General features: G+C 70.8%; 22 protein-coding genes. 10 read left to right on the plus strand and 12 right to left on the minus strand.

Features of this window, described 5'->3' with window-relative positions; all coding sequences use genetic code 11:
- Window positions 1-119: 119 nt before the first annotated feature.
- The gene (secA, locus tag ACYVC6_RS13540) at window positions 120-2,960 is read left to right on the plus strand and encodes a preprotein translocase subunit SecA (RefSeq protein ID WP_460714896.1); all 2,841 of its coding nucleotides are present in this window, start codon (window positions 120-122) and stop codon (window positions 2,958-2,960) included.
- A 7-nt stretch (window positions 2,961-2,967) separates the two neighbouring features.
- On the opposite strand, the gene ACYVC6_RS13545 is transcribed toward secA, so the two are convergent.
- Entirely contained in the window at window positions 2,968-3,429 is a 462-nt protein-coding gene (locus ACYVC6_RS13545; protein ID WP_460714898.1) for an Rv3235 family protein, read from the minus strand.
- Between the two features lie 18 nt (window positions 3,430-3,447).
- Entirely contained in the window at window positions 3,448-4,026 is a 579-nt protein-coding gene (locus tag ACYVC6_RS13550; protein ID WP_460714900.1) for a LysM peptidoglycan-binding domain-containing protein, read from the minus strand.
- 164 nt (window positions 4,027-4,190) lie between these two features.
- Between ACYVC6_RS13550 and ACYVC6_RS13555 the strand changes: the two genes are divergently transcribed.
- The gene (locus ACYVC6_RS13555; protein ID WP_460714902.1) at window positions 4,191-4,727 is read left to right on the plus strand and encodes a hypothetical protein; all 537 of its coding nucleotides are present in this window, start codon (window positions 4,191-4,193) and stop codon (window positions 4,725-4,727) included.
- Window positions 4,728-4,741: 14 nt separating this feature from the next.
- Here the strand turns inward: ACYVC6_RS13555 and ACYVC6_RS13560 are convergent, their stop codons facing one another.
- Genes ACYVC6_RS13560 through ACYVC6_RS13575 form a run of 4 tightly spaced genes read right to left on the minus strand, consistent with a single transcriptional unit; the run spans window position 4,742 to window position 8,101 of the window.
- A complete protein-coding gene (locus ACYVC6_RS13560) occupies window positions 4,742-5,074 on the minus strand; it encodes a sec-independent translocase (protein WP_460714904.1) in 333 nt (110 codons plus the stop codon).
- 13 nt (window positions 5,075-5,087) lie between these two features.
- On the minus strand, window positions 5,088-6,251 hold the full coding sequence (locus ACYVC6_RS13565; protein WP_460714906.1) for an Mrp/NBP35 family ATP-binding protein: 1,164 nt from the start codon (window positions 6,249-6,251) through the stop codon (window positions 5,088-5,090).
- Between the two features lie 58 nt (window positions 6,252-6,309).
- Window positions 6,310-6,834, minus strand: a complete 525-nt coding sequence (locus ACYVC6_RS13570; RefSeq protein WP_460714907.1) for a DUF1003 domain-containing protein — start codon at window positions 6,832-6,834, stop codon at window positions 6,310-6,312.
- Window positions 6,827-8,101: a magnesium transporter MgtE N-terminal domain-containing protein gene (locus ACYVC6_RS13575; protein ID WP_460714908.1), complete on the minus strand. Its 1,275-nt coding sequence runs from the start codon at window positions 8,099-8,101 to the stop codon at window positions 6,827-6,829. The genes ACYVC6_RS13570 and ACYVC6_RS13575 overlap by 8 nt, the downstream gene beginning before the upstream one ends.
- Window positions 8,102-8,208: 107 nt before the next feature.
- Here ACYVC6_RS13575 and ACYVC6_RS13580 point away from each other — a divergent pair, with 107 nt between their 5' ends.
- Window positions 8,209-8,661, plus strand: coding sequence for a hypothetical protein (locus ACYVC6_RS13580; RefSeq protein WP_460714909.1), 453 nt, complete (start codon window positions 8,209-8,211; stop codon window positions 8,659-8,661).
- Between the two features lie 150 nt (window positions 8,662-8,811).
- Window positions 8,812-11,697, plus strand: a complete 2,886-nt coding sequence (locus tag ACYVC6_RS13585) for a cutinase family protein (protein ID WP_460714910.1) — start codon at window positions 8,812-8,814, stop codon at window positions 11,695-11,697.
- A 120-nt stretch (window positions 11,698-11,817) separates the two neighbouring features.
- Here ACYVC6_RS13585 and ACYVC6_RS13590 read toward each other — a convergent pair whose 3' ends face one another.
- From ACYVC6_RS13590 to ACYVC6_RS13605, 4 genes are read right to left on the minus strand one after another with little or no spacing between them, the layout of a single operon-like run.
- Window positions 11,818-12,918, minus strand: a complete 1,101-nt coding sequence (locus ACYVC6_RS13590; RefSeq protein ID WP_460714911.1) for a hypothetical protein — start codon at window positions 12,916-12,918, stop codon at window positions 11,818-11,820.
- A 10-nt stretch (window positions 12,919-12,928) separates the two neighbouring features.
- Window positions 12,929-13,192, minus strand: coding sequence for a DUF6752 domain-containing protein (locus ACYVC6_RS13595; protein WP_460714912.1), 264 nt, complete (start codon window positions 13,190-13,192; stop codon window positions 12,929-12,931).
- Window positions 13,180-14,754, minus strand: coding sequence for a class I SAM-dependent methyltransferase (locus ACYVC6_RS13600; protein ID WP_460714913.1), 1,575 nt, complete (start codon window positions 14,752-14,754; stop codon window positions 13,180-13,182). Before ACYVC6_RS13600 ends, ACYVC6_RS13595 begins: the two co-directional genes overlap by 13 nt.
- Before the next feature lie 18 nt (window positions 14,755-14,772).
- Complete coding sequence (locus ACYVC6_RS13605) at window positions 14,773-15,822, minus strand: glycosyltransferase family 2 protein (RefSeq protein WP_460714914.1); 1,050 nt, start codon at window positions 15,820-15,822, stop codon at window positions 14,773-14,775.
- A 57-nt stretch (window positions 15,823-15,879) separates the two neighbouring features.
- On the opposite strand from ACYVC6_RS13605, the gene ACYVC6_RS13610 reads away from it, so the two are divergent.
- The 4 genes from ACYVC6_RS13610 (at window position 15,880) to ACYVC6_RS13625 (ending at window position 21,623) form a co-directional block, all read left to right on the plus strand.
- Complete coding sequence (locus tag ACYVC6_RS13610) at window positions 15,880-17,946, plus strand: DUF6077 domain-containing protein (protein WP_460714915.1); 2,067 nt, start codon at window positions 15,880-15,882, stop codon at window positions 17,944-17,946.
- 124 nt (window positions 17,947-18,070) lie between these two features.
- Entirely contained in the window at window positions 18,071-19,207 is a 1,137-nt protein-coding gene (locus tag ACYVC6_RS13615; protein WP_460714916.1) for a hypothetical protein, read from the plus strand.
- Between the two features lie 41 nt (window positions 19,208-19,248).
- Window positions 19,249-19,731 carry a hypothetical protein gene (locus tag ACYVC6_RS13620; RefSeq protein WP_460714917.1) on the plus strand — a complete coding sequence of 161 codons (483 nt, stop codon included), beginning with the start codon at window positions 19,249-19,251 and terminating at the stop codon, window positions 19,729-19,731.
- A complete protein-coding gene (locus ACYVC6_RS13625; protein ID WP_460714918.1) occupies window positions 19,728-21,623 on the plus strand; it encodes a peptidoglycan DD-metalloendopeptidase family protein in 1,896 nt (631 codons plus the stop codon). Before ACYVC6_RS13620 ends, ACYVC6_RS13625 begins: the two co-directional genes overlap by 4 nt.
- Window positions 21,624-21,757: 134 nt before the next feature.
- On the opposite strand, the gene ACYVC6_RS13630 is transcribed toward ACYVC6_RS13625, so the two are convergent.
- Window positions 21,758-22,129: a DUF2304 domain-containing protein gene (locus ACYVC6_RS13630; protein WP_460714919.1), complete on the minus strand. Its 372-nt coding sequence runs from the start codon at window positions 22,127-22,129 to the stop codon at window positions 21,758-21,760.
- On the minus strand, window positions 22,126-22,896 hold the full coding sequence (locus ACYVC6_RS13635) for a glycosyltransferase family 2 protein (protein WP_460714920.1): 771 nt from the start codon (window positions 22,894-22,896) through the stop codon (window positions 22,126-22,128). The genes ACYVC6_RS13630 and ACYVC6_RS13635 overlap by 4 nt, the downstream gene beginning before the upstream one ends.
- A 144-nt stretch (window positions 22,897-23,040) precedes the next feature.
- Between ACYVC6_RS13635 and ACYVC6_RS13640 the strand changes: the two genes are divergently transcribed.
- Both ACYVC6_RS13640 and ACYVC6_RS13645 read left to right on the plus strand, forming a co-directional pair.
- Window positions 23,041-24,234 (plus strand): acyl-CoA dehydrogenase family protein, encoded by a 1,194-nt coding sequence (locus ACYVC6_RS13640; protein ID WP_460714921.1) that lies wholly within the window; start codon window positions 23,041-23,043, stop codon window positions 24,232-24,234.
- Window positions 24,235-24,358: 124 nt separating this feature from the next.
- Window positions 24,359-25,714 (plus strand): phospholipase D-like domain-containing protein, encoded by a 1,356-nt coding sequence (locus tag ACYVC6_RS13645; protein WP_460714922.1) that lies wholly within the window; start codon window positions 24,359-24,361, stop codon window positions 25,712-25,714.
- Window positions 25,715-25,750: the final 36 nt, after the last annotated feature.

The following is a 25,750-nucleotide window of genomic DNA, read 5'->3' on the forward strand; positions in this document are numbered from 1 at the left end:
GGGCGGACAGCGCTGAGGAACGCTCGGCTCGGCCTGGCCGTTACGATCTAGGACGGCGCCGGCCTTCTCCCGAAGCCCAGCGCGCCCCGCTGACCTCGACCCAGGAGTCCTGTTTCCCCGTGCCTGCCATCCTCGACAAGCTCCTCCGCATCGGTGAGGGCAAGATCCTCCGCCAGCTCGAGACGATCTCCGCGGCGGTCAACGCGATCGAGGACGACTTCGTCGCGATGAGCGACGACGAGCTGCGGGGCATGACCGACGAGTTCAAGGAGCGGCTCGCCAAGGGCGAGAGCCTCGACGACCTGATGCCCGAGGCGTTCGCCACGGTGCGCGAGGTCGCTCGCCGGGTGCTCGGCCAGCGCCACTTCGACGTCCAGATCATGGGCGGTGCGGCGCTCCACCTCGGCAACATCGCCGAGATGAAGACCGGTGAGGGCAAGACCCTCGTCTCCACCTTGCCCGCCTACCTCAACGCGCTCGAGGGCAGGGGCGTGCACGTCGTCACCGTCAACGACTACCTGGCGAAGTTCCAGTCGGAGTGGATGGGTCGTGTCCACCACTTCCTCGGACTCACCGTCGGGGTGATCCTCCCGGAGATGCGGCCCGACGAGCGGCGCGTGGCCTACGGCTGCGACATCACCTACGGCACCAACAACGAGCTCGGCTTCGACTACCTGCGCGACAACATGGCCAGCTCGATCGAGGACTGCGTCCAGCGCGGCCACCACTTCGCCATCGTCGACGAGGTCGACTCGATCCTCATCGACGAGGCGCGCACACCGCTGATCATCAGCGGCCCGACGCAGGACGAGGTCAAGTGGTACGGCGAGTTCGCCAAGATCGCCAAGACGCTGGTCCGCGACGAGGACTACGAGGTCGACGAGAAGAAGCGGACGATCTCGGTGCTCGAGCCGGGCATCACCAAGGTCGAGGACCACCTGGGCATCGAGAACCTCTACGAGGCGGTCAACACCCCGCTGATCTCGTTCCTCCACAACTCCATCAAGGCCAAGGAGCTCTTCCGCAACGACAAGGAGTACGTCGTCATCGACGGCGAGGTGCTCATCGTCGACGAGCACACCGGCCGGATGCTGGCCGGCCGCCGCTACAACGACGGTCTCCACCAGGCGATCGAGGCCAAGGAGGAGGTGACCGTCCGCGAGGAGTACCAGACGCTCGCGACGGTGACCCTGCAGAACTACTTCCGTCTCTACGAGAAGCTCTCCGGGATGACCGGCACGGCCATGACCGAGGCCTCGGAGTTCGACAAGATCTACGGCCTCGGCGTGGTGCCGATCCCCACCAACAAGCCGATGCTGCGCGTCGACAACCCCGACCTCGTCTACCGCACCGAGGAGGCGAAGTACGACGCCGTCGTGGAGGACATCGCCGAGCGACACCGCAAGGGCCAGCCGATCCTGGTCGGCACCGTCTCGGTCGAGAAGTCCGAGCACCTGTCCGGCAAGCTCCGCAAGCTGGGCGTACCGCACAGCGTCCTCAACGCCAAGGTCCACGCCGACGAGGCCAAGATCGTGGCGATGGCCGGCCACAAGGGCGCGGTCACGGTGGCCACCAACATGGCCGGCCGGGGCACCGACATCATGCTCGGCGGGTCGGTCGAGTTCCTCGCCGACGCCGAGCTCCGGGCCAAGGGCCTCGAGCCCCTGGGGGAGACCTCCGCGGACTACGAGGCCGCGTGGCCCGAGACCCTGGAGCGGGTCAGGGCGCGGGTGGCCGCCGAGCACGACGAGGTCAAGGAGCTCGGCGGCCTCTACGTCGTCGGCACCGAGAGGCACGAGTCGCGCCGGATCGACAACCAGCTGCGCGGCCGTTCGGGCCGTCAGGGCGACCCGGGCGAGTCCCGGTTCTACCTGTCGCTGCAGGACGAGCTGATGCGCCTGTTCAAGTCCGACTGGGTCGACCGGGTGCTCCAGGTCCTCAAGATCCCCGACGACGTGCCGATCGAGAACAAGCGCGTCACGAGTGCGATCGCCAACGCCCAGGGCCAGGTCGAGTCGCAGAACTTCGAGTCGCGCAAGAACGTCCTCAAGTACGACGACGTCATGGACCGTCAGCGCAAGGTCATCTACGGCGAGCGGCGCGAGGTGCTCGAGGGCGCCGACATCGAGGAGCAGGTGCGGTCGTTCATCGACGACGTGGTCACCGGCATGGTCACCGGTGCCACCGAGGGCCTCGTCGTCGAGTGGGACCTCGAGCAGCTCTGGACCGACCTCGGTCAGCTGTGGCCGATCTCCGTGGACCGTGAGGCCTACGTCGCCGGGGTCGGCGGCGAGGACGGCATCGACCGCGACGACCTGATCAAGACCCTGCAGGCCGATGCCCAGGCCGCCTACGACAAGCGCGAGGCCGAGGTCGGTGAGGAGGTCATGCGCGAGCTCGAGCGGCGGGTGCTCCTGTCTGTGCTCGACCGCAAGTGGCGCGAGCACCTCTATGAGATGGACTACCTGCGCGAGGGCATCTACCTGCGGGCCTACTCCCAGCGTGACCCACTGGTGGAGTACCAGCGCGAGGGCTTCGACATGTTCGCGGCGATGATGGACGGGATCAAGGAGGAGTCGGTCGGGTTCCTGTTCAACCTCGAGGTCACTGTCGGTGACGAGGAGGAGGAAGAGGAGGAGGACGAGGAAGTGGTCCTCGAGCCGATGCGCCAGTCGATCCCGAGCGCTCCCCAGCCCGACGCCCCGGCGCCGGCGCCGGTCTCGCCGCTCGTCCGCGCCAAGGGGCTCGAGCCGGCCAAGCAGCCGCAGAACCTGTCCTACTCGGCGCCCACCGAGCAGGGCGAGGTCGAGGTCAAGGGCAGCACGGTCACCAACGCCGACGACCCGTACGCCAAGGTCGGACGGAACGCGCAGTGCCCCTGCGGCTCGGGCAAGAAGTACAAGATGTGTCACGGCCGCGCGGGTGGCCCGACCGGCCTCACGGCCCGGCCGGCCGGCTAGGCGGAACTCAGGCGAAGTCGAGGGCGGTGCAGAGCCACCGCCCTCGGCGCTGCTCGAACCGGGCGGCCACGGCGCGCGAACGCTCGCCGTAGCGCACGTGGATGCTCGCCTCGGCGACCGCGGGGGTGACGAACCGGGTGTGCACGCTGCGCACCTGCGGCCGCACCGGCTGCATCCGGGCCACCCCGGGTTGGTGTCCGGCGGCCCGGGCCACGAGCATCGCCCGCCGCTGCAGGTCCTGGTAGACCGTGCCACTCGTCCAGCGGAGGAGCTGGCTGGCCGGACGGTCGCCACCGACGATCTCGACCGCAGCCTGCGCGAACCGGCGAACCCAGAGTTCGACCTCGTGCTGGTCCCGCCCCAGCGGCGCTCCGCGCGGCGGTGGGGGCTCGAGGTGCGGCTGGAGGTCCAGCGCGAGGGTTCCCTGGACGCTGGCGATCGGGATGCGGGGCAGCGGTACGACAGTCACGAGGTTCTCCTTCGGGTCTCACTGCGTGGCGGGGCGTGGTGGAAGGACGAGGCGCTGGCCGGGATGGATGAGGTCCGGGTCGGGTCCGATCACCTCGGCGTTCAGGCGATGGATGGCCTGCCAGCGCGCGGTCAGGCGGGCCGCGGAGGCGTCGGCGGGTAGGTCCGCGGCCGCCAGGTGCCACAGGCAGTCGCCGCTGCGCACGACCACGGTCCGCGGCGCCGCGGGGTGGACGACGGGGTGCGGGGGTCTGGCCGGACCGGTGGCGCGGTCGGGGAACGGAAGCCCAGAGATCGCCGGCCGCGGAGACGGTCGTTCGTCAGCAGTCGCTGCGGTCAACGGTGTCGCCAGCACGACGCCGCAGCACAGCAGCACCAGGCGCCGCCAGGGCGCCGCGACCCGGCCGCGCCCGGCGAGACCGCTCCAGGCCTCGGCGACCACGCTCAGCGTGGCGAGCCAGGCCCAGACCACCGCGCCGAGGAGGGCGCCCAGGCAGAGGCGCACGAGGGCCTCGTCCACGGCCGCGACGGGACCGGTCACACCGCGCACCAGCGACTGCGCCGTGGCGATCGCGGCGGCCGTGGTCGCAACCGCCACGAGGGCGCACCGAGGACGCGAGGGATGCTGCCGAGTCAGCATGGGGAGCCTTGTATCTATGCGTTTGCGTGTGTTTGCCTTAGTCAACGGTGATTCGCAATGCTGGTCAACCCGCTCTCCACAGCGGCCCACATGACGTGGCGGCGACGTGGCAGGGTCGGGTCATGGCCTGGGAGGACGAGCTCTTCGCCTACCTCGACGACCTCGAGCAGCAGGCGGCGGCTCTCTACGACGCCGAGCGCGCCCCCGACCTCGCAGACCGGGGACGGGCGGAGTACCAGCAGGTGACCCTGGCCAGCCGGTTGATGGCCAGTGTCGACCTGGAGGTGACCCTGGAGCTCACCGGCGTCGGCGCCGTGTCCGGACGGCTGGACCGGGTCGCCGACGGGTGGCTGGTCCTGAGCGGCCACGGCCAGGACTGGGTGGTCCGCACCGGGGCGGTCGCCTCCGCCCACGGGCTCTCGGAGCGGTCCGTGCCCGAGGTCGCGTGGCCGATCGTGGCTCGGCTGAGGATCGGGTCGGCGCTGCGCCGCCTCTCAGACGGGGGCGTGGCCTGCTCGCTGCACCTGATGGACGGGCGCCGCCACGACGGGGTCGTCCGCCGGGTGGGCGCGGACTTCTGCGAGCTGAGCACCGGCGACGCCGGACGGCTCGTGATCGTGGCCTTCGACCAGCTGGCCGCGGTGCAGTCCAGGCGGTAGCGGCCCCGTCCGGGTCAGGTGGCGTCGACGTCGTAGGGCGGGCGCTCGCCCTCGGTGAGGGGCCTCAGGCCCTTGCGCTTCGGGCGGGCGTCCTCCTCGGCGTCCTCCATCGCCTCGATGATGTGCTTGCGCACGATCGTGCGCGGGTCGAGGTCGCGGAGCTCGAGGTCGGCGTACTCGGGCCCCAGCTCGTCGCGGAGCTCGTCGCGAGCGGCGTTGGCGAACTGCTTGGCCTTGCGCACCATCTGGCCGGCCTGCTTGGCCAGGTCGGGGAGTCGGTCCGGTCCGAAGACGATCACCGCGACGAACGCGATGAGCGCCATCTCGGCCAGGCCGACTCCGAACACGTGACGTCGGCTCTCAGAGCCGGCCGGCGGGGGTGAGCCCGAGCTGCAGGCCCGCGAGGCCCCGCTGCCTCCCGGCGAGGCGCCCGGCGACCTCGGAGAGGACCACCGAGGCGGGCGCCGCCGGGTCGGAGTCGACGATCGGCCGGCCCGCGTCGCCACCCTCGCGCAGGGCCAGGTCCAGGGGGATCCGGCCGAGCACGGGTACGTCGTAGCCGAAGCGCGCGGACAGCGTCGCGGCGACCCGGTCGCCGCCGCCGGCGCCGAACACCTCGAGCCGGTGGTCGGTGCCTGCCTCGGCACAGTGGGGGCAGACCAGGTAGCTCATGTTCTCGACGACGCCGACCACCCGCTGGTGCATCATCGAGGCCATCGTCCCGGCGCGCTCGGCGACCTCGGCGGCGGCCTCCTGCGGGGTGGTGACGACCACGACCTCGGCGCCCGGAAGGTGCTGGCCGAGCGAGATCGCCACGTCGCCGGTGCCCGGCGGCAGGTCGAGCAGGAGCACGTCGAGGTCGCCCCAGTAGACGTCGGCGAGCATCTGCACCAGGGCCCGGTCGAGCATCGGGCCACGCCACGCGACGACCTGGTCGCGACGCGGCTTGAGCATCCCGATGGAGATGACCGAGACCCCCGAGTCGGTGGGGACCGGCATGATCAGGTCGTCGACCTGGGTCGGGCGCGAGTCCGCCACTCCGAGCATCGCCGGGACCGAGTGGCCATAGATGTCGGCGTCGACCACCCCGACCCGCAGCCCCTGCTTGGCCATGGACAGTGCGAGGTTGACGGTCACTGACGACTTCCCGACCCCGCCCTTGCCGGAGGCGATGGCGAACACCTTGGTCAGCGAGCCCGGCTGGGAGAACGGGATCTCCCGCTGTGCCTTGCCGCCGCTGAGCACGTCCTTGAGGCCGGCTCGCTGCTCCGGCGTCATCACGCCCAAGGTCAGGTCGACGTCGGACACCCCGTCGACCGCGCGCAGTGCGCCGTTGACGTCGCGGGTGATCGTGTCCTTGAGCGGGCAGCCGGAGACGGTGAGCAGCACGGTCAGGCGGACGAGGCCCGCCGCGTCGACATCGACGGAGTCGACCATGCCGAGCTCGGTGATGGGGCGCTTGATCTCGGGGTCCTGGACGGTCGCCAGGGCCGCGGTCAGCTGGTCGACGGTGGGAAGGCTCATGATGCGGCCAGGGTAGTCCGGGACCCTGGGTCGCTCGTGCCCCAGGACCGCTGTGAGATCAGTCGCGTGCCGGCTCGGTGGGCGGCTCGTCCTCGCGCTGCCGCTCCTCGAGCTCGTTGAGCAGCGAGCGCAGCTCCGAGCGCAGGAAGTCCCGGGTCGCAACCTCGCCGACGGCCATCCGCAACGACGCGACCTCGCGGGCGAGGAACTCCATGTCGGCGTGCGCCCGGGCGTTGGCCTGCCGGTCCTGCTCGGCGATGACCTTGTCGCGGTGCTCCTGGCGGTTCTGCGCGAGCAGGATCAGTGGGGCCGCGTAGGACGCCTGGAGGCTGAGCATCAGGGTCAGGAAGATGAAGGGGTAGGCGTCCCACTCCAGGTCCTGGGGAGCCAGGGCGTTCCACAGCACCCACACCGCGACGAACGCGGTCATGTAGAGCAGGAACCGGGCCGTTCCCATGAAGCGGGCGAACTGCTCGGCGAAGGTTCCGAACGTGTCGGGGTCGTACGCCGGGCGCCGGACTAGCGGCTGCCGGCGGCTCTCGCGAGGGGTGTCGAGGCGCGCCCGGCGACGGGACTCAGCCATCGCGCACCACCTTCGTCGATCCGGGGGCGGCGACGGCGCGGTCGCGCCAGTTGTCCGGGAGCATGTGGTCGAGCAGGTCGTCGACGGTCACCGCGCCGATGAGGTGCCCGTTCTCGTCGACCACGGGCGCGGCCACCAGGTTGTACGTAGCGAGGTGGGCGGCGACCTCGCCGATCTGGGCCTCGGGACGGAGGCTCTCCATCGAGTCGTCGAGCGCGCCCGCGACCAGGGTCGAGGGGGGCTCCCGCAGCAGCCGCTGGATGTGGGCGACCCCGAGGAACCGTCCGGTGGGCGTCTCCAGTGGCGGGCGGCAGACATAGACCAGCGCGGCGAGGGCCGGCGTGAGGTCGGGGTTGCGGACGTGAGCGAGCGCATCGGCGACGGTGGCGTCGGGGCCCAGGATGATCGGCTCGGAGGTCATCATCGCTCCGGCCGTGTCCTCGACGTAGGACATCAGCCGTTTGACGTCCTCGGCCTCCTCGGGCTCCATCAGCTCGAGCAGCCGCTCGGCGGTCTCGGGCGGCAGCTCGGCCATCAGGTCGGCCGCGTCGTCGGGGTCCATCTCCTCCAGCACGTCGGCCGCCCGCTCACCCGCGAGCTGGCCGAGGATCTCGACCTGGTCCTCCTCGGGCAGCTCCTCGAGGACGTCGGCGAGCCGCTCGTCGCTCAGGGCGGCCACGACTGCGGCGCGGCGGTCCGCCGGAAGGTCGTGGATGACCGTCGCGGCGTCGGCGGGCCGGAGCTCGTTGAGGGCGTGGATCAGCTGGGTGGCTCCCTGGGTCGGCTCGCGGCGGGTCAGCCCCTCGACCTCGCCCCACTCCACGACGTGGGTCTGCCCGCGCCGACGCAGCGCCTTGGCCGGCTCCTGCACGGCCACTCGGCTGATGACCCAGTCGCGGTTGCGGGCCTGCTCCATGCCGATGTCGTAGACGGTGCCCGTGATCCCGGACGTCGTGATGGTGACCGCCTTGTCGAAGAGCTCGCCCACGACCAGGGTCTCGGTCGAGCGCTGCTCGAAGCGGCGCATGTTGAGCAGCCCGGTCGTGTAGACCTGCCCCGCGTCCACGTTGGTCACCCGGGTCATGGGCACGAAGATCCGCCGCCGGCCGAAGACCTCGGCCACCATTCCGAGGACGCGAGGCTGGCTCGACTCCGAGCGCACGGCCGCCACGAGGTCGCGAACCTTGCCGACCTGGTCTCCCTGAGGGTCGAAGATCGGCAGGCCGACCAACCGGGCGGCGTACACGCGGGACGGTGCCGTGCTCACGTGAGGTCACGCTACCGGCCGGAGGACGACGAAGCCGGTCGCCGAGACGGCGCGTGGCCCGGCGCTCGCCGGCGAGCCCTGTGCGCGCCGTCTCGTAGACTCGCGGCATGAAGAGGCTCCTGGCTCGGGCGGCGGCAGGGTCCCTGGCAGCGGTTCTGCTGCTCGGGAGTTGCGGCGATGACAGCGCCACCGACCCGTCGGCAGCGGACGGCTCGGACACCTCTCAGAGCTCGTCGGCGTCGGTGACGACCTCCGAGCCCGCCGAGCCGACGCCGAGCGAGTCGCCGATCGAGCCGACAGAGACGACGGAACCACTCCCCGACTGGCCGGCCTGCACCGAGGTCTGGGTCGAGGACGCGCGACTGCCCGGCGACTACAAGGGCTGCCTCGAGGGCGCGACGGCGGTGAAGGCCAAGAACCGCTACTGCGAGTTCGGCAGGAAGCTGGTCACCTACGCCGACCGGTTCTGGGCGGTCCGCGGCGGCAAGGTCAACGACGCGAAGGGCCCGCTGAAGGACAGCGAGGACTACCGCAACGACCTGGCGTCATGTCAGGGCTGAGCGTGCCGGATCGAATTACAGTTTTGTAGTTCACGGCAAACGGTTCGTCACACCAGTCACACTGGTTACAGTCCTCGCATGCAACGCCGTTCCCCCGGTAATGCATGGCTCACCTTCCCCGTCTGGACATCCCTCTCGGTGGCGTCGGCCATGTCCCTGCTTGCTGCCCTCCTCGCGGTGGTCGCGGCCGGTCCAGCGACCGCCACGGCCGCTCCAACCGCCGCACCAACCGGCGCACTTGCGGCCAGCTCGTGCGCCCCGGTGCTGCTGGTCGGTGTCGAGGGGCCGCGCGACAAGCGCGTTGCCGGGGCGACCTACTCCCCGGCGCTCATGCAGGTGGGCGAGACGTTCCGGGCTCGGGCGGCCGCGACGGGTCGAGGCGTCGAGCTCGTCCGGGTCGTGTCCGGCGGGGCCAGGCCGGACAGGCTCGTGGGCAAGGACCTCAAGGCCAAGGCCAGCAAAGCGGTCACCGTCGACTCGGCCAACGCCTGGATGAGCAAGGTCGGCCGGGCCCAGTCCCGCACCGCCGCTGCCCTGTCCGCAGCGGCGGCGGCCTGCCCCGACCAGCAGATCGTGCTGGCCGGCTACAGCCAGGGCGCCACCGCCCTCCACCGCTCACTCAGCGCCTTCCAGGCCGCCTACGGCGCCCGGCTGATGGGTGCCATCCTCATCAGTGACGCCGACAAGGTCCGCCGCACCAACGCCGCCATCCTCGGCGCGCCCGCCGCCTCCCGTCGCGGGCGGGGGGTCGGGACCCGGGTCCTCGGCAACACCGTGGACGCGCCTGCCACACCCACCGGCACGCCCGTCATCAGCGTCTGCACCAAGGGCGACGTGGTCTGCGATCTTCGCGGCACCCCCGCGGGCAAGGCGGTCGAGAAGCACCGGAGCTACGGCTCGGGCGGCGGAGCGGCTGCGGTGGCCTCGGCCGCCTCGACCATGTGGTCGCGGGTCGCCAGCTGGGCGCGCGCCTCGACGACCGTCGTCCAGGTCCCCGTCAACCAGGCGTTCAGCCGGCAGCTCTCCGCCGACGTCGACCCCGCCCAGGCGCCGTACGTCGAGTGGTCGCAGGTCAGCGGACTGCCGGACTGGGCATCGCTGAGCTCGACCGGCCTCCTCACGGGCACCGCGCCCGCCGAGGGCAGCTGGACGGTCAGCTACGCGGTTCGCACCACCAACCCCCCGTCGCCCTACTCCTATGGCCAGTTCGTCCTGACCGCGGCAAACCCGAAGCCCATGGTGAGCTCGGGCGGGCAGTCAGCCTGCGAGGTCCGTGCGGACACCTCCCTGTGGTGCTGGGGCAATGCGGCGTACGGCCAGGTCGGTGACGGCCAGACCAAGGACCGCACCAACCCGCAGCCGATCGGCACCCCCGGGTGGGGGAGCGTCAGCGCCAGCGGCTCCACGACGTGCGGCATCCGTCTCGACCAGACGCTCTGGTGCTGGGGCATGAACCACCGGGGGCAGCTCGGCATCGGTGAGGCCCCGCGCCAGCTCACACCGGTCCAGGTCGCGCCCCTGCAGCGGTTCCTCCAGGTCTCCACCGGCTGGCTCAACACCTGTGCCGTCGCCGTGGACTCCTCGCTGTGGTGCTGGGGCGACAACAGTCGCGGGCAGGTCGGGGTGGGCGACACCAAGACCCGCTACACGCCAACCCTGGTGAGCGCGTCCGGCTGGTCATCGGTCACCATCGGCGGCTACTACGCCTGCGGCACGCGGACCGACGGCGGCGCCAGCTGCTGGGGCCAGAACTCCTTCGGACAGCTCGGCACCGGCGCGACCTCCAACAGCAGCGTCCCGGCGACAGTCACCGGCGGCCTGGGCTGGCAGCAGCTAGACGCCGGGTGGGCGTCGACGTGCGGTCTCACCACGCTCGGCAAGGCCTACTGCTGGGGACTCAACGACACCGGTCAGCTGGGCTCCAGCGGCCCCAACACCGCTTCCCCGCGCGAGGTCGAGGGCGGCGCCACGTGGCGCTCGGTCACCGTGGGTGACAGCTTCGGTTGCGGCGTCACCACCAGCTCCGAGGCCACCTGCTGGGGCAGCAACCGCTACGGCCAGCTCGGTGACGGACAGGCGAGCCTGAGGATCGAGACGCGCAAGGTCAGCGGCACCTGGGACAGCGTGGACGCCGGCTGGTACTCGGTCTGTGCGCGTCCCGTGGCCGACGGCCCGACCGCCTGTTGGGGCAACAACGAGCGCGGCCAGCTCGGCCGCGGCGACCGGACCAATCGCAACACGCCCCGTGGGCAGGTCGCGAGCCGACCGTTCCCGACCCGGGAGCGCCGGGATCCCGCCGAGTTCGTCGCCACCAGCTTCAACATCCTCGGCAGCCAGCACACCGAGCCCGGGGGCGGGGTGCCCGAGTGGGCACCGGGGCGGCTGCGGACGGAGTGGGCCGCGAACCTCATCCAGAAGACGAGCACCGGGATCATGGGTTTCCAGGAGATCCAGCCCGACCAGATCACCGCACTCGACCGGATCATCGGCAACCGCTTCGACTTCTGGCCCGGCAACACCAACGGCCCCCGCGCCGCCTGGCAGACGGTGGCCTGGGACAGCACGAAGTGGGAGCTGGTCACCTCCGAGAACGTCGACCTCCCGGTGCTGGGCAAGAAGCGTCCGCACCCCCTGGTGCTGCTCCGCAACAAGGCGACCGGGAAGTCGACGTGGCTGTTCAACATCCACAACTCCTCGAAGAACACCCCCGAGCGCAAGAAGGAGCGCCGCAAGGCCCTCAAGCTCATCGTCAAGGAGGTCGCGAAGAAGCGGAAGGACGGGACGCCGCTGATCCTCCTCGGTGACTTCAACGACCGTAGGGAGGCGTTCTGCACCGTCACCGGCAAGACCGACCTCAAGGCCACCAACGGTGGCTCGTTCAAGAAGGGCAAGTGCAAGCCCCCCAAGAACATGGGCATCGACTGGATCTTCGCGAGCAAGGACCTCAAGAGGCAGTCGTTCACCCGGGACCGCAACCTGATGATCCTGCGGATCACCGACCACCCGGTGATCTACAGCACGCTGAAGTTCAAGTGACTGAACTCCTGCGAGGAACGAGCAGGAGGTTCAGTCGAGGGTGGTCGAGCAAGCCGTGCGGTCGAGGAACGAGGCCGCAACCGGCGTGTCGAGACCTCGCAAGCCGGGGCTGAAACTGACTCACTCGCGGGCCAACCGGCGACGCACGCGGGCGAGGAGCGTCGTCCCCGGGTCACGTTCTGCGCGCACTCCCTGCCCCGCACCCGGCCTCACGCCGTCCTTGAGGTCGCTCATCAGCCGGGCAGCCAGGTCCAGAGCGACCTCGGCGACCTCCGCGTCGGTCACCGACGAAGGGTGGCGGCGCTCGGGCAGGTCGTCGGGAACGCGGAGGGAGTCCAGGTCTCCGACCACGTCGTAGCCGCGGGCCCGGACGAGCGCTACGGCCGCCTCGCCCCGGCGACGGCAGTCCTCGACCTGATCGGCGCCGGGCCAGAACCGTTCCCCGCCGCGGGGGACGAGCCGCTCGTCGGCCAGGAAGCTGCGGATCCAGACGCCGCGGTCGAAGGCGGCGTCGAACCCGACGAGCCGTCCGTTGAGTCGTCGCAGCGTCTCGGCCTCGACGACCCCCATCGAGGCGTTGGGGAACCGCCCGGCCGGGCCGACGACATCCGGGTCGGTGTCGAGCACCGAGCAGAATGCCCGCCAGAGCGCGTCCTGGGGAGCGTCGGGACGGGGGACCGGGATGATGTGCACACGGTCCGCCGGCACGTGCCGTGCCCAGCGCTCGAGGACGAGGCCGAGGTCGAGCGCCCGCCAGTCCCAGACCTCGAGCGGGTCGTCGGACTCGCCGCGGCCGTAGTCCTCGATCGGGGTGGTCCCCTTGTTCTTGAGGGACTCCTGCCAGCTGGAGGTGAACAGGCCGAGCGGCTCACGTGCCGTGACCACCAGGTGCACCTCGGTGGGGCCCAGCTCGTCGACGACGCGACCAGCCTGCTCCGCGGACGCCGCGCAGAAGAACTCGTGGCTGATCACCACGTCGCCGTCCCAGACCGCGGTGTCCTCCAGCAGGATCGACCACGACTCCGGCGCCTTCGCGTTCCGTCTCGCGAGCCGAGGGTCGTCCCGGACGACGAGCGAGGCCCACAGGTGGTCGCGCCGCTCCCGCCCGGGGACCAGCAGCCCGGCACCGCGCAGCTGCTCGCGGTGCGACCACAGGATCGTCTGGAGGTAGCTCGTCCCGGTCTTGGGGAGACCGAGGTGCAGGAAGACGCGACGGGCCACGACGGGTGCGTCAGCCCAGCTGCTCGGTGTACTTCGCGAGGATCTCGTCGACCGCGGCCTCGTCGCGGCGCGACAGCGGGATGAGCAGCTCCTGGACGATGTCGGTCAGCTCGGCGAGCCGATGCTGGTCGCGACGGCACTCCTTGACCTCGTCCTCGAGCTCGGCGACCCGCTTGGAGAGCCGCGCGACCTCGATGCGCAGCTTGACGGGCCCGAAGCGCTGCAGCCCCTCGCGCAGGTTCTGCTTGTTGATCGGGGAGTTCAGCTCTGCCATGCGACCACCATCCTGCATGTCGATCGGCCCCGGGCGTCCGGGCCGCTGTCCGTGCGCTCCACGACGGTGCCGCCGCGTTCGCCGAGCTCACGCTCGACCGTCTCGGGGTCGAGCGGATGCAGGAGGTGGCGATGCACCCAGGGATCGCCGTTCTCGGCCCCGGTGAGGAACTCGAGGTAGAGCCGGCCCTGGGGCGCGCACGCCATCTCCGCCAGCCGCCACAGGTTGCGCCGCCCGGCACCGGGTACGGCGTCGGCGACGTGCCTGGCCAGCAGCACGTGGGTCCCGGGCTCATGGGCGAGCCGGGCCCCCCAGCCGAGTACGTGGCGCAGCTCGAGCAGGTTGAGCATCGCGAAGCGGAGCCGCAGCTCGGGCCGCTGCTCGGCCCACGCAGCCATGAACTCGTAGGCAGTGGGGGCGTAGTCCAGCCCGAGCACGTCGAACCCACGGCGCGCGAGCCAGCGCGCCGAGCCACCGCGGCCGCAGCCGACGTCGACGACCTTGACGTCGGCGGACTCCCGCTCCAGCACCCAGCGGGCCAGCTCGGACGGCTTGCGCCGCGGGTTGGTGCGGCGCTGGCCCAGGTAGCGGCGGTCCCAGTCCTTGCGGTTGACGCGAGTGCCCCGGAACCAGTCGTTGAAGCGTAGGTAGGTCGTGCGCGGCGTCTCGTAGACGAACGCCGGGTCCGGGGTTCGCCAGTGCGGGCCGTAGGTCGCGGTCAGGAACGCATCGGTGTCGGCGGGGGCGGGCAGGGTGCGGCCCTCGAGCGTGGTCGTGCCGAGCGGGAAGACCGCCGACTCCGGCAGCGGCACCCGGATCTCGCCCATCACCATCAGGTGGCCGTGGGCGAAGAACCCGCCGAACACGTCGAGCCCGCGCACCGACCCGTCGCTCTCGGCCACGAAGACCTTGATGCCGGCGCCGCTGTAGCGCTCGGTCCGGTAGCCCATGTCGGCCAGCCGACGCTCGATCTCGTAGGACTCCCGGATCACGTCGACGGGGACGGTTCGCCGGCTGACGTAGGCCAGGTCGGCGTCGGAGTCGTGCCCGAGCAGCCGGCCCTCTCGCACCGCGCCCAGCAACGTCCCGTAGGCGGGGAACGCCGCGATGCCGATCTCGTGCAGTGCGTCGAGGATCCGTTCGACCGAGTCGAGAAGGGGCGCGGTCTGGGCCTCGCTGCGGGTCTCGAAGGTCCGCTGGAGCCTGCCGTCGTTGTCGATGCCCACCGGCCGGCCCTGGGCGTCGACGATGTTGATCCGGTCCTGCCCGGTGCCGAAGTGGTGCTCCTCGTCGTGCAGCACGGTGTCGTCGACGTGGGCCCGGAGCTCGACGCGGGAGTAGCCGTCGAGGAACCGGCGCAGCCGCTTGGGCCAGGCCACGAACCGGTCGCCGCCGTGCGGTGCCGGCACGCTGTCGCGGAGCACCCAGAAGGACCAGACCCGGCGGCCGTCGAAGCGGACGTCGACCACGACGTCCTCGCCGCCCGCTCGCGCGACGATCCCCTCGTCGTCGACCCGGTCGACGTGGACGTTGGCTTGGACGTTGGCTGGGCCCGTGGCCACCATCGACTCCTCGACTCCCTAGACGGCCCGGCGCGCGAGCGCCCAGTAGGCCACCGAGACGCGTCGGAGCATAGTCGGGACGGTGAGGCCGTCCACGCCTGGCGTGACGTCACCCGTCAACAGGGTGGCCAGGTGGGTGTCCGGCACGACGCGGGCCGCCTGCACCTCGCGGCGTCGGCGGCGGACGACCCCGGCGTGCCGCAGCAGCCACCACCAGCCTGCGACCTTGCGGCCGGCCCAGCCGTCCTTGGCTGCCATCGCCAGCATCGCGACCTCCATCGCCAGGAGCGGGACCAGCACCGCGCCGAGCAGACGCCAGGAGTAGACGGTGAGGATCATGAGCAGCCGGTTGCGCTCGAGCAGGAAGAGCTTCTCGGGGTTGCGGCTGAACTCGTAGCGGTGCAGCACGACCGCGTCCGGCACGAGCACGACCCGCCAGCCGCGCTGCCAGCAGCGCAGGCTCAGGTCGGTGTCCTCGCAGTAGGCGAACATCGGCTCGCAGAACCCGCCCAGCGCCACGAACCGGTCGGCGCGCACCACGGTCGCGGCGCCCGTCGTGGATGCGACGTCCTCGGGGCCGGACCGTCCGTGCTCGTAGGCCGTGGCGGCTACGCCGTGCCCGCCGGCCCAGCTGAGGCCGAGGTAGTGCACGGGGTTGCCGGCCGAGTTGAGCGTCTCCGGGTCGTCGTACAGCCGCAGTGAGGCCGTGGTCAGGCCGATGTCGGAGTCCGGCCCGCCGAGCCCGGCGACCAGCGCGCCGAGGGCGTCCGAGCGCACGACCGCGTCGCCGTTGACGAAGGCCACGAACTCACCGGAGGCCTGGGCGGCGCCGAGGTTGCAGCCGGCCGCGAAACCCAGGTTGTGGCCGGGCCTGACCACGGTCACGCCGGCGACCGACGACAGGATCTCGACGGCGTCGGAGGTGCAGCCGTTGTCCACCAGGACGACGTCGGGCGTCACGTCCTCGGACGCGAGCACCGCGCGGACCGCCTCCTCGAGCACCGGCTCGTCGCCCCACGCGAGGATCACGGCGGTGACCGTGGGTCGCGAATCGTGGGGGGCGGCCATTCGACGTAGCCTAGGCCCGCCTCACCGCTCCGACCGCTTCCGGACCAGGACGACTCAGTGCTCCGCAGACTCCTCGACGCGCTCCTCGACTGCGCCGTCGTCTCCTTCGCCCTCTGGACGCTGCTCTACTGCCTCGGCGTGGCCACGCAGTGGTCGCTCTTCCCGTCCGGCTGGCTCTGGCTGGGCGCGACGGCGGTGCTGGTGGTCTGGCAGGTCGTCACCGTGTGGCGCAGCCAGTACGACCTCGGTGACCCCCACGAGGTCGGCGAGCCGGTCGCCGCTGACCGGGTGAGGCGAGCGGCTCCGCGGGTGCTGCTCGTCGCCGGGCTGGTCGCCACCGGTGTCGCGGCCGTGGGTGGTGTCGTGTGGACCGAGGGGACGTTCCGGTTCACCTGGCTCGCCACCGTCGCCGCGACCTCCTGTCTCCTGCTGTGGTCCTACCTGCACGGACGCTACGAGCCGGTGGCCGTCGACGAGTGGACGCGCGTCAAGGAGGAGCACGGCAGCGGCTGGGACGACGCCGTGGTCCTCGGCGTGCTGGTGCTCACCACCGTCGCCAGCCTGTTCATCCATCTCGCCGACACCGACGACCCCTACTACCTCAACCGCTCGGTCTGGGTGGCCGAGCACGGCAACGCCGCGACTCTCGACACGATGTTCAGCCCCGAGGTGCTCAACTCGCCGTACGGCGGGGGCGTGCCGATCGCCTCCATCGAGTCGCTGCTCGGCGTGATCGCCCACATGACCGGCCTGCGTGCCGGCACGGTGACCTACCTGGTGGCCACCCCGGTGTTCACCGCGCTCTCGGTCTGGGCGATCTGGCGTCTCGTGCGGCGCTGGGCCCCCCGCCGGGCGGTGTGGGTGCTGGTCGCGGCCATCGCGTTCCTGATGCTCAGCGGTGACTCGATGCTCGGCAACTTCTGGATCGTGCGGATGTGGCAGGGCAAGGTCATGGCGGTCACGTTCCTGATGCCGCTGATCTGGGCCTACCTGACCGAGGCGCACGACGCCGACCGACGCGGCGACACGCGGCTGCGGGTGCGCACCCTGGCACTCCTCCTGGCCTCCGGCGTCGCCTTCTTCGGCTTCACGCCCACCGCCGTGGTCTGGGGCCCGGTGATGTTCGGCGTCGTCGTCCTCGCGGCGGCCGCGGTGCGGTCCCGGACACTGCTCCTCGGCGGCGCGTTGATGGTGGTGGGGCCGATCCTCAGCGGACTGGCGGTGGTCGCCTTCTCCACGAGTGTCGGAGGCGAGGACCCGACGCCGCTGTCGGCTCGGGCCTCGTTCGTCCGGGTGCTCGGCGAGGTCGGGCCCATGGTCGCTCTCGCCCTCGTCGCCCTGGCGGTCGCGCCGCTGCTCGCGCGCCGCGGCGCAGGGGGCGTGCTGGCCGGCGCCTCGGCCCTGGTGGGGGTGCTGGTCTACGCACCGGGCGTCCTCGACCTCATCAACGCCGTGACCGGGTCGGGACCGATCCTGTGGCGGATGCTCTACGTCGCGCCGGTGCCGGTGCTCGTGGGCCTGCTCGTCGCGCTGCCCTGGGCGAAGGCGGACCGGAGCCAGTCGGTGAGCGACGAGGAGGGTCAGGGAAGCCGGGGGAGCAGCCTCCAGCGGGTCGGTGCCCTCGCCGGCCTGGCTGCGGTGGTCGTCGGCTTCGCGCTCGGCGGCCGGCCGGTGTGGGCCTACACCGGCCACGGGGGCCCGGTCACGGTGTCCGCGCGGCCGGAGTGGAAGCTCGACCTCGAGGCCCTTGCGGACGTCGAGATCCTCGCCGAGCGCGACCTCGAGGGCACCGTCCTGCTGCCACCGCGCCGGATGAAGGTCCTCACGATGTATACGACTGAGGCCTTTCCGGTGGTGCCGCGCGAGTGGTTCATCGAGAACATGCAGGAACCGCGTGCCAGCACCCAGGCGCGTCGTCTGCTCTATGGAGTGGCCGGCGGCGTCGGGCCCTTCCCGAGCGAGGGCAACGTGCGCAAGGCGCTGGAGCAGCTCGACGTCACGCTCGCGTGCGTGGGGGAGAGCGAGGACGCCGATCGCGTCGTCGAGCTCTACGAGGCCGCGGGCTACCGGAACCTGGAGAGGGTCGGCTCGTTGACCTGCTTGTGGGCCTCCGAGGGCCCCTGAAGCCTCGGCGAACCGGTCCGGAGCCGACCCCGGTCCCTGTATCCTCGAGGTGCCCTCCGGCTTCGACTCCGCCCGCCCGAGCGCATGCCTGAACCACGCCTGACCCACGCCTGAGAAGAGCCCGATGACCTCGCCGCGCGCTGTGCTGCACGTGGGGCTCCCGAAGACCGGGACCTCCTTCCTGCAGGGCGTGCTTCGCGGCAACACCGACGTCCTCGAGCACCACGGTGTGCGGCTGCCCCAGGACGCGAGGACGCAGACCCAGCAGCTCTTCCTGGCCGTCCTCTACCTCACCGAGCGCTCGGAGACGTGGGGCCGGTCCGCGGAGGCCGGTCGCCGGGCCTGGGAGCGCATCGCCGCCGACGTACGCCGCCGCGAGGGCACCACCGTCATCAGCAGCGAGACCCTCTGCCTGGCCACCGACGAGCAGATCCGGCGGATCCTGGCCGACCTGGACGGCGTCGAAGTCCACGTGGTCGTGACGGCACGGGACCCGGCGCGGCAGGTCCCCGCCGAATACCAGGAGGGTGTGAAGCACGGGCGGCGCATGTCCTTCCCGAGGTTCCTCGAGACCATCCTGGCGCCGGACGACGCCCGCGGGTCACGCAGTCGCTCCACGCGGCGTCGCTTCTGGAACGCTCAGGACCCGGTCGCCGTCCTCGACCGCTGGGCCGCACACCTGGCTCCCGAGCGCTGCCACCTGGTCACGTGTCCACCTCCGGGGGCCGAGCCAACGCTCCTCTGGTCGCGGATGGCCAAGGTTCTCGGCGTCGAGGACGTCGAGGTCGAGATGCCTCCCAAGGAGGTCAACACCTCACTCGGGGCGGTCCAGATCGAGGTCCTGCGCCGGCTCAACCGGCGGGTCAACCGCCAGGGCAACGAGCGGGCCTACGGCGACGTCGTCAAGCGCCTCTACGCCGGGACCATCCTTCGCGGCCAGGCCGGGGAGAAGCTGCGCCTGCCTGCGGACTACGCCGACCGGGTCCGCGACATCGCGTCGGGGTGGGTGGCACAGCTGGGCGACCGTGGCTACCACGTCAGCGGTGACCTCGCCGACCTAGTGCCCGCGCCCGATGGCCGGGACGTCGAGCCCCGCAAGGGCGCCGCGAAGATGCTCGCCTCGTCGCTGGACGCGACCGCCGAGCTCTTGCGTGAGGTGGAGCGGCTGCGGGAGGAGAACGCCCGGCTGCGCGGGGACTCGGCCGGGTCTCGGCTGCGGCGGCGCAACCCGGTCAAGGTCATCTCCGGGGGGCGGCTGTGAGCGGCGGTGCCCGCAAGGCCCCGCCCGGTCCGGGGAGCCTGGTGAGGAAGGTCGGGGGTGGGGCGCTGGCTGTGGCCCTGCTGGCCACGGTGGCGATCCTGATGGTGTTCGGCGACCGCCTCGTTGCCGACGACCCGGCCGAGAACGACAACAAGGACAAGGAGTCGGCGGCGGTCACGCAGGTCGACGCCGAGCAGCGCAACGAGGTGGTCGAGGCGGCCTCGGCAGTGCTCAACCGGTGGTCCCAGCCGGCCCTCGGCTACGACGAGTGGTGGTCCGGCCTGAAGCCACTGCTGACGCCCGGCGGCCGGGAGGCCTACTCCTTCACCGACCCGGCGCAGGTGCCCGAGCTCGCCGACCTGACCGCTGACCACGTGGTCCTGAACCCCTCCGGCGCCACCGCCACGGTCTGGTTCGAGACCAGTGACGGGCGGTTCGGGGTCGATCTCTCGCGCAAGGCCGCGACCGGCGAGTGGCTGGCGAACCGCGTCGTGTTCCCCGGCCAGGAGTCGATGTTCGCATGACACCCCGCCTCCCCTCCCGATCGCGCTTCCCGCGCGCGACCGCGCTCGCAGCGGCCGCGGCACTGGTCTCCTCTGCGCTGGCCATGGCCCCGTTCGCCTCCGCCGAGCCGGTCCAGGGTCAGACGGCTACCCAGGGTCAGTCCGCCAAGGAGAAGCGTCAGGACGAGAGACGGAGCAAGCAGATCCGCTCCTGCGCCAGGCCCGCGCTGTCCCCCAGCGTGCGGCTGGTCCCGGAGGCGAAGGGCGAGAAGCTGCCGAAGCAGCAGCGGGTCGCCCGCGACGTCGCCGGTGCCGGCCGGGTGCTGCGGGCACCGGCCCGCGCGCAGGCCCTGGCGGTCGCGGCGGTCCTCGCCGGCGACCTCGACCGCGGCAAGCCCACCAAGCGGTTCTACCAGCGCCTGAACAAGGTCAAGGGCTGGGAGACGCTGCCGCCGAGCATCGCGGTGCATCGTGTCCTCGGCACCGCAGACCCGTTCCGCTACGAGGCCTACTGGACCGATGCCGTCCGTTTGCTGGCCTCGTTCTCACCGACGGAGACCAAGGCGGTGGAGAGCCTCGTCTCGGCAGGGGGACGCGCGCCCTCCCGCTGCTACGCCGCGGCCTCCGACGTCAGCGCGCTGCCGTTGCCGCCCGGAACGTCGTTCGAGGTGAAGACGCCCCGGACGACGCCGGCGACGCAGACGGCCGATGCGGCCGAGGCCGCCCCGCCACTGGAGCACGAGACACTTTTCAAGGCGGCCTGCGGGACTCCCGTGGTCGCCGCCACGGCGGGCAAGGTCACCGTCACGCAGGACAACGCGACCGCGGGTCCCTGGCTGGTCAGCGTGCGCAGCGCCGAGGACGTCATCACCTGGTACTCCCACGTCCAGAACCCGCGGGTCGGCGACGGTGACACGGTCCTGGTCGGCCAGCCGCTCGCCGAGGTCGGCGACCTGGGGCAGGTCGAGACCTGCGCCCTCGGGATCTCCATCCAGTCGGTCACCGCCAAGGGCAAGACCACCGCGCTCGACCCGGTCGAATATCTCACCGACCTCGGCGCCGCGGTCCCGGACGGGCCGACCGTGATCCCCGAGACCAGCTTCCGGATCGCGACCTACAACGTCCTCGGCTACCACCTGACCGCCCCCGGCGGCGGTCGACCGGGCTGGGGCAACGGCGCCAGCCGGGTCGCGGCCGGCAAGGCCAAGCTCGAGGCCTCCGGGGTCGACATCGTGGTGCTCAACGAGTTCGAGTCACCCCAGGCGGCGGTCTTCGAGGGCGACCCGGAGTGGACGCTCTATCGGGCGACCGCCAACAACACGTTCCGCAACGGCAACTACAACGGCAACGCGATCGCCTGGAAGACCGAGGACTGGAAGCTCGTCGAGGAGCACGAGTTCCTGGTGCCCTACAAGACGACACTGCACATGCCGGTGCTCACCTTGGAGAACCTCGACACCGGGGCGGTCATCCGGGTGATCGGAGTCCACAACCCGGCGTCCACGGCCAAGGCCGGCAACCAGCAGGGAGCCCGCAACAACGCCAGGGCCATCGAGATCGCGGGCATGGAGGAGCTCCGGTCCGAGGATCCCGACATCCCGGTCATCATCGCCGGCGACATGAACGAGCGGGAGACCGTGTTCTGCTCCTTCACCGGCACCGGGTTCCTGCAGTCCTCGGCCGGGGGCTCCGTGGGTGCGCCCTGCCGGTTCCCCAGGCACGGGCCGGTCGACTGGATCTTCGCCACGCTCGACGTTGACTTCCTGGGCCAGCACATCGACCAGTCGTTCCTCGGCCGGATCAGCGACCACCCGCTGGTGCTGGCCGACGTGGTCTACCCGCAGCACCAGGCCCCCGTGACCGGCGAGGAGCTTGGCGACCCGAACCTGAAGGTGGCGGCCAAGTCGGGCTGAATACCCCCGCGAGCTTCGACCCCGGGTCCACGACGACGCTCGCTTCGCTCGCGAGCTTCGCCGTCGTCGTGGCCGCCGGGGGCCGATCGCGGGGCGCGCTCGCTCCGCTCGCAACGCTCGCTTCGCTCGCCGCGTCAGTCCGTCGACTCGTCCTCGGCTCGCTCGCGTCGCACCAGGTCGAGCTCGAGCCGCAGGAGACCGACCTCCTCGGCCAGCACCCGGGTCTTCTCCTCCAGCCGGCCCAGCTCATAGCTGTGCTGCAGCGTGAGCACGAGCAGGAACAGGCTGGCCAGGAAGAACAGCAGGTTGACCGGCAGCTCGACGCCGACGAGGTCGGCCATCCCGGTCAGGAGACCCGGGAAGACCGCGATCGCCAGCACGCCGAGGGCGACGAAGAACCACAGGACGGCGTACTTCTCGCGGAGACGCTGCCGGCGCAGCAGCTCGAAGAGGGCGACGAGCACCACGACGGAGCCGATGATGCCCAGGGTGACGGTGGAGCTCATGGCCGCTCCTCGGGTGCGGAGGGTACGTCGGGCCAGCGACGCACGAGGGCGAGGGCCAGGGCCACGACGGCCCGGGACAGGTAGAGGGCGGCGCGGAAGGGCGTCTGGCTGGCCTGGCCGCCCTGCCGCACCCGCATCTGAACGGGCACTTGGGTGACGGTGCAACCCGCCCGGATCGCGATGACCATGGACTCGACGGTGTCGCCGAGGTATTCCGCCGGGTAGTGCGTCGCGAACACCCCGATCGCCCGGCGGTTGGCGACCCGGAAGCCGCTCGTCACGTCGGTCAGGCGCGTCTTGGCCATCCGGCTGAGCGTGCCGGCGAGCAGCCTCATGGCCAGGCGCCGCAGGAACGACACCCGGTAGGGGTCGCCCTCGCCCGCGAACCGGGCACCGATGACCAGGTCGGCGGTGCCGCCGCCATCGACCCGGAGCTGCTCCAGCAGGGTGGGCAGGTAGGCCGGGTCGTGCTGGCCGTCGGCGTCGATCTGGACGGCCACGTCGTAGCCGCCCCTGATGGCGTAGCGGTAGCCCGCCCGCATGGCGCCGCCGACCCCCAGGTTGTAGGGGAGCCGGCAGACCAGGGCCCCGGCCTCGGACGCGGCCGCAGCCGTCCGGTCCGTCGAGCCGTCGTCGACCACCAGCAGGTCGACTCCGGGGTTGGTGCGACGGACCTCGGCGATGGTCGCGGCCACGGAGTCCTGCTCGTCCCAGGCCGGGATGATGACGAGCACCCTGTGTTGCGGAGTGGGGGGCCCGGGCGACATTCGCGCAGCATAACGACGCCCGTAGGCTCACCGACGGGCCGAGGACGACGTGTCCTGGGTCATGGTGACGTGTGCTGACTCGTCGGTAACCTCGCCGGGTCCACCGCACGTCCTCCGACCACACACGACTGGAGCAACAACAGCATGGGTCGCCTCTGCGAGACCGACGGGCTCACCGAAGACCAGACCGAGATCCTCAAGGCGGTCCGGACCTTCGTCAACGACAAGATCATCCCGGTCGCCACCGAGCTCGAGCACGCTGACGAATACCCGACCGAGATCGTCGAGGGCCTCAAGGAGCTCGGCCTGTTCGGGCTGATGATCCCCGAGGAGTACGGCGGGCTGGGGGAGTCGTTGCTGACCTACGCGCTCGCGGTCGAGGAGATCGCCCGCGGTTGGATGAGCGTCTCCGGGATCATCAACACCCACTTCATCGTGGCGTGGATGCTGCTGCAGCACGGCACCGAGGAGCAGAAGCAGCACTACCTGCCCAAGATGGCCGAGGGCGAGATCCGCGGGGCGTTCTCGATGTCGGAGCCTGGCTGCGGGTCCGACGTCGCCGCCATCAAGACCAAGGCCGTGCGCGACGGGGATGAGTACGTCATCGACGGCCAGAAGATGTGGCTGACCAACGGCGGCTCGGCCAACCTGGTCGCGGTGCTGGTCAAGACCGACGAGGGCTCCGACTCGGTCTACAAGAACATGACGACGTTCCTGGTGGACAAGGAGGCCGGGTTCGGCGAGACCGCCCAGGGGATCACCATCCCCGGCAAGATCGACAAGATGGGCTACAAGGGCGTCGACACCACCGAGATGGTCTTCGAGGGCCACCGGATCGCCGCCTCCCAGATCCTTGGCGGCGAGCCCGGCAAGGGCTTCTACCAGATGATGGACGGCGTCGAGGTCGGCCGGGTCAACGTCGCGGCCCGTGGCTGCGGGGTCGCCAACCGGGCCTTCGAGCTCGGCGTGGCCTACGCCCAGCAGCGGGAGACCTTCGGCAAGAAGATCGCCGAGCACCAGGCAGTGCTGTTCCGACTGGCGGAGATGGCCACCAAGATCGAGGCGGCCCACCAGATGATGGTCAAGGCCGCGCGCACCAAGGACAAGGGCGAACGCAACGACCTCGAGGCCGGCATGGCCAAGTACCTCGCCTCGGAATACTGCTCCCAGGTGGTCGAGGACTCCTTCCGCATCCACGGCGGCTACGGCTTCTCCAAGGAGTACGAGATCGAGCGGCTCTACCGCGAGGCGCCGATGCTGCTCATCGGCGAGGGCACCGCAGACATCCAGCGGATGATCATCGGGCGCCGAATCCTCGAGGACTACAAGCTCAAGTAACGCGAACGCTCTCGGGAACGCTGTACAAAACGTTGCCCTCGGGGGTCGCGTCGATTTCATGGACGCGGGATCCCGTGTCGTACATTTGCCGACGGTCTTCCCTCACTTCCTGGAGTGTCACTAGATGCGTGCTGTTCGCGTGGTCCCGGCCACGATCGCGCTGACCCTGCTCGCCCCGCTGCTCGCGGTGGCCTACGGGGGTCCGGCACTGTCCGCTTCCGCCGCGGGCTCGACGATCGCCACGTCGGTGGCCGCGGCATCTGCCGCTCCCAGTGCGCCGCAGGCCAAGAAGAAGCCGAAGTACAAGCCTCCGGTCGGAGCGGTCTTCAACGACCCGCTGATCCCCGGTGCCCGCGGCAACGTCCTCGACCAGGTCGTGCTCGCGGTCCGCAACACCCCCAAGAACGAATACATCCGGCTCGTGGTGTGGAACTACGACGCCCCCTGGCTCACCAAGGACCTGATCGCCGCCAAGAAGCGGGGAGCCGTCGTCCAGGTGGTGACCGCGGGCAGTGTCGACAGCCGCAGCTTCAAGACGCTGGCCAAGTTCCTGCTCCAGAACCCCAAGGACAAGAGCTTCGCCAAGAAGTGCAAGGGCGCGTGCCGGAGCAACTCGAAGATCATGCACGCGAAGATCTTCATGTTCAGCAAGGTCGGCAGGACCAAGAACGTCTCGATGTTCGGGTCCACCAACCTCACGACCGCCGCCCGCAACCGGCAGTGGAACGACCAGATCACCAGCACCAACAAGGGCCTCTACGACTTCTTCGTCGCGACCTTCGACCAGTACCGCCAGGACCGGCCGCAGGTGAAGCCGGGCGACGGCTACAAGTCGAAGCGCTACGAGGTGGTGCTCTTCCCGAAGTTCGACGAGAACCCGGTCGCCGACGCGTTCAAGAAGGTGCGCTGCCACGGCGCGGCCAACGGTCGTCGCACCAAGATCCGGATCGCGGTCGCCGGCTGGTTCAACGGCTACGGCGAGGAGATCGCGCGCCGGGTCCGCAGCCTGTGGGACCGCGGGTGCGACATCCGCATCGTCACCACGTTGCTGGGCCGGGGCGTCAACCGCACCCTGCGCAACCCCGCGGGCCGGGGCCCGATCCCGATCCACGGCCTCTACCAGGACCGTGACGGCGACAAGGTCCCGGAGCGCTACCTGCACATGAAGTCGGTCTCGATCCAGGGCGTTTACGGCGGCAACACGTCGGCCAACCTGGTGTGGACGGGCTCGCCCAACTGGAGCGCCCGCGCGGCGCGCTCTGACGAGGTGTGGGTCAAGGTGTTCGATGCGCCGTCGCTCGCGCGTCGCTACGCCGCCCACATCGACCGGCTCCGCACCATCGTGCTGGACCAGGGCGAGGACGCGGACGCGGTCGCGCTCCGCGCCGGCCTGCTCGAATACCAGCAGGCACGCAAGCTCCTCGCGAGGGCCGGCCTGCTGGACGGCCCGGTCCTTCCCGACTGGCTGGAGCTGGACTGAGCTCGACCCCCGTCGCAGACGGAGCAGCCCTCCCGG

This window comes from Nocardioides dilutus (assembly GCF_054779555.1).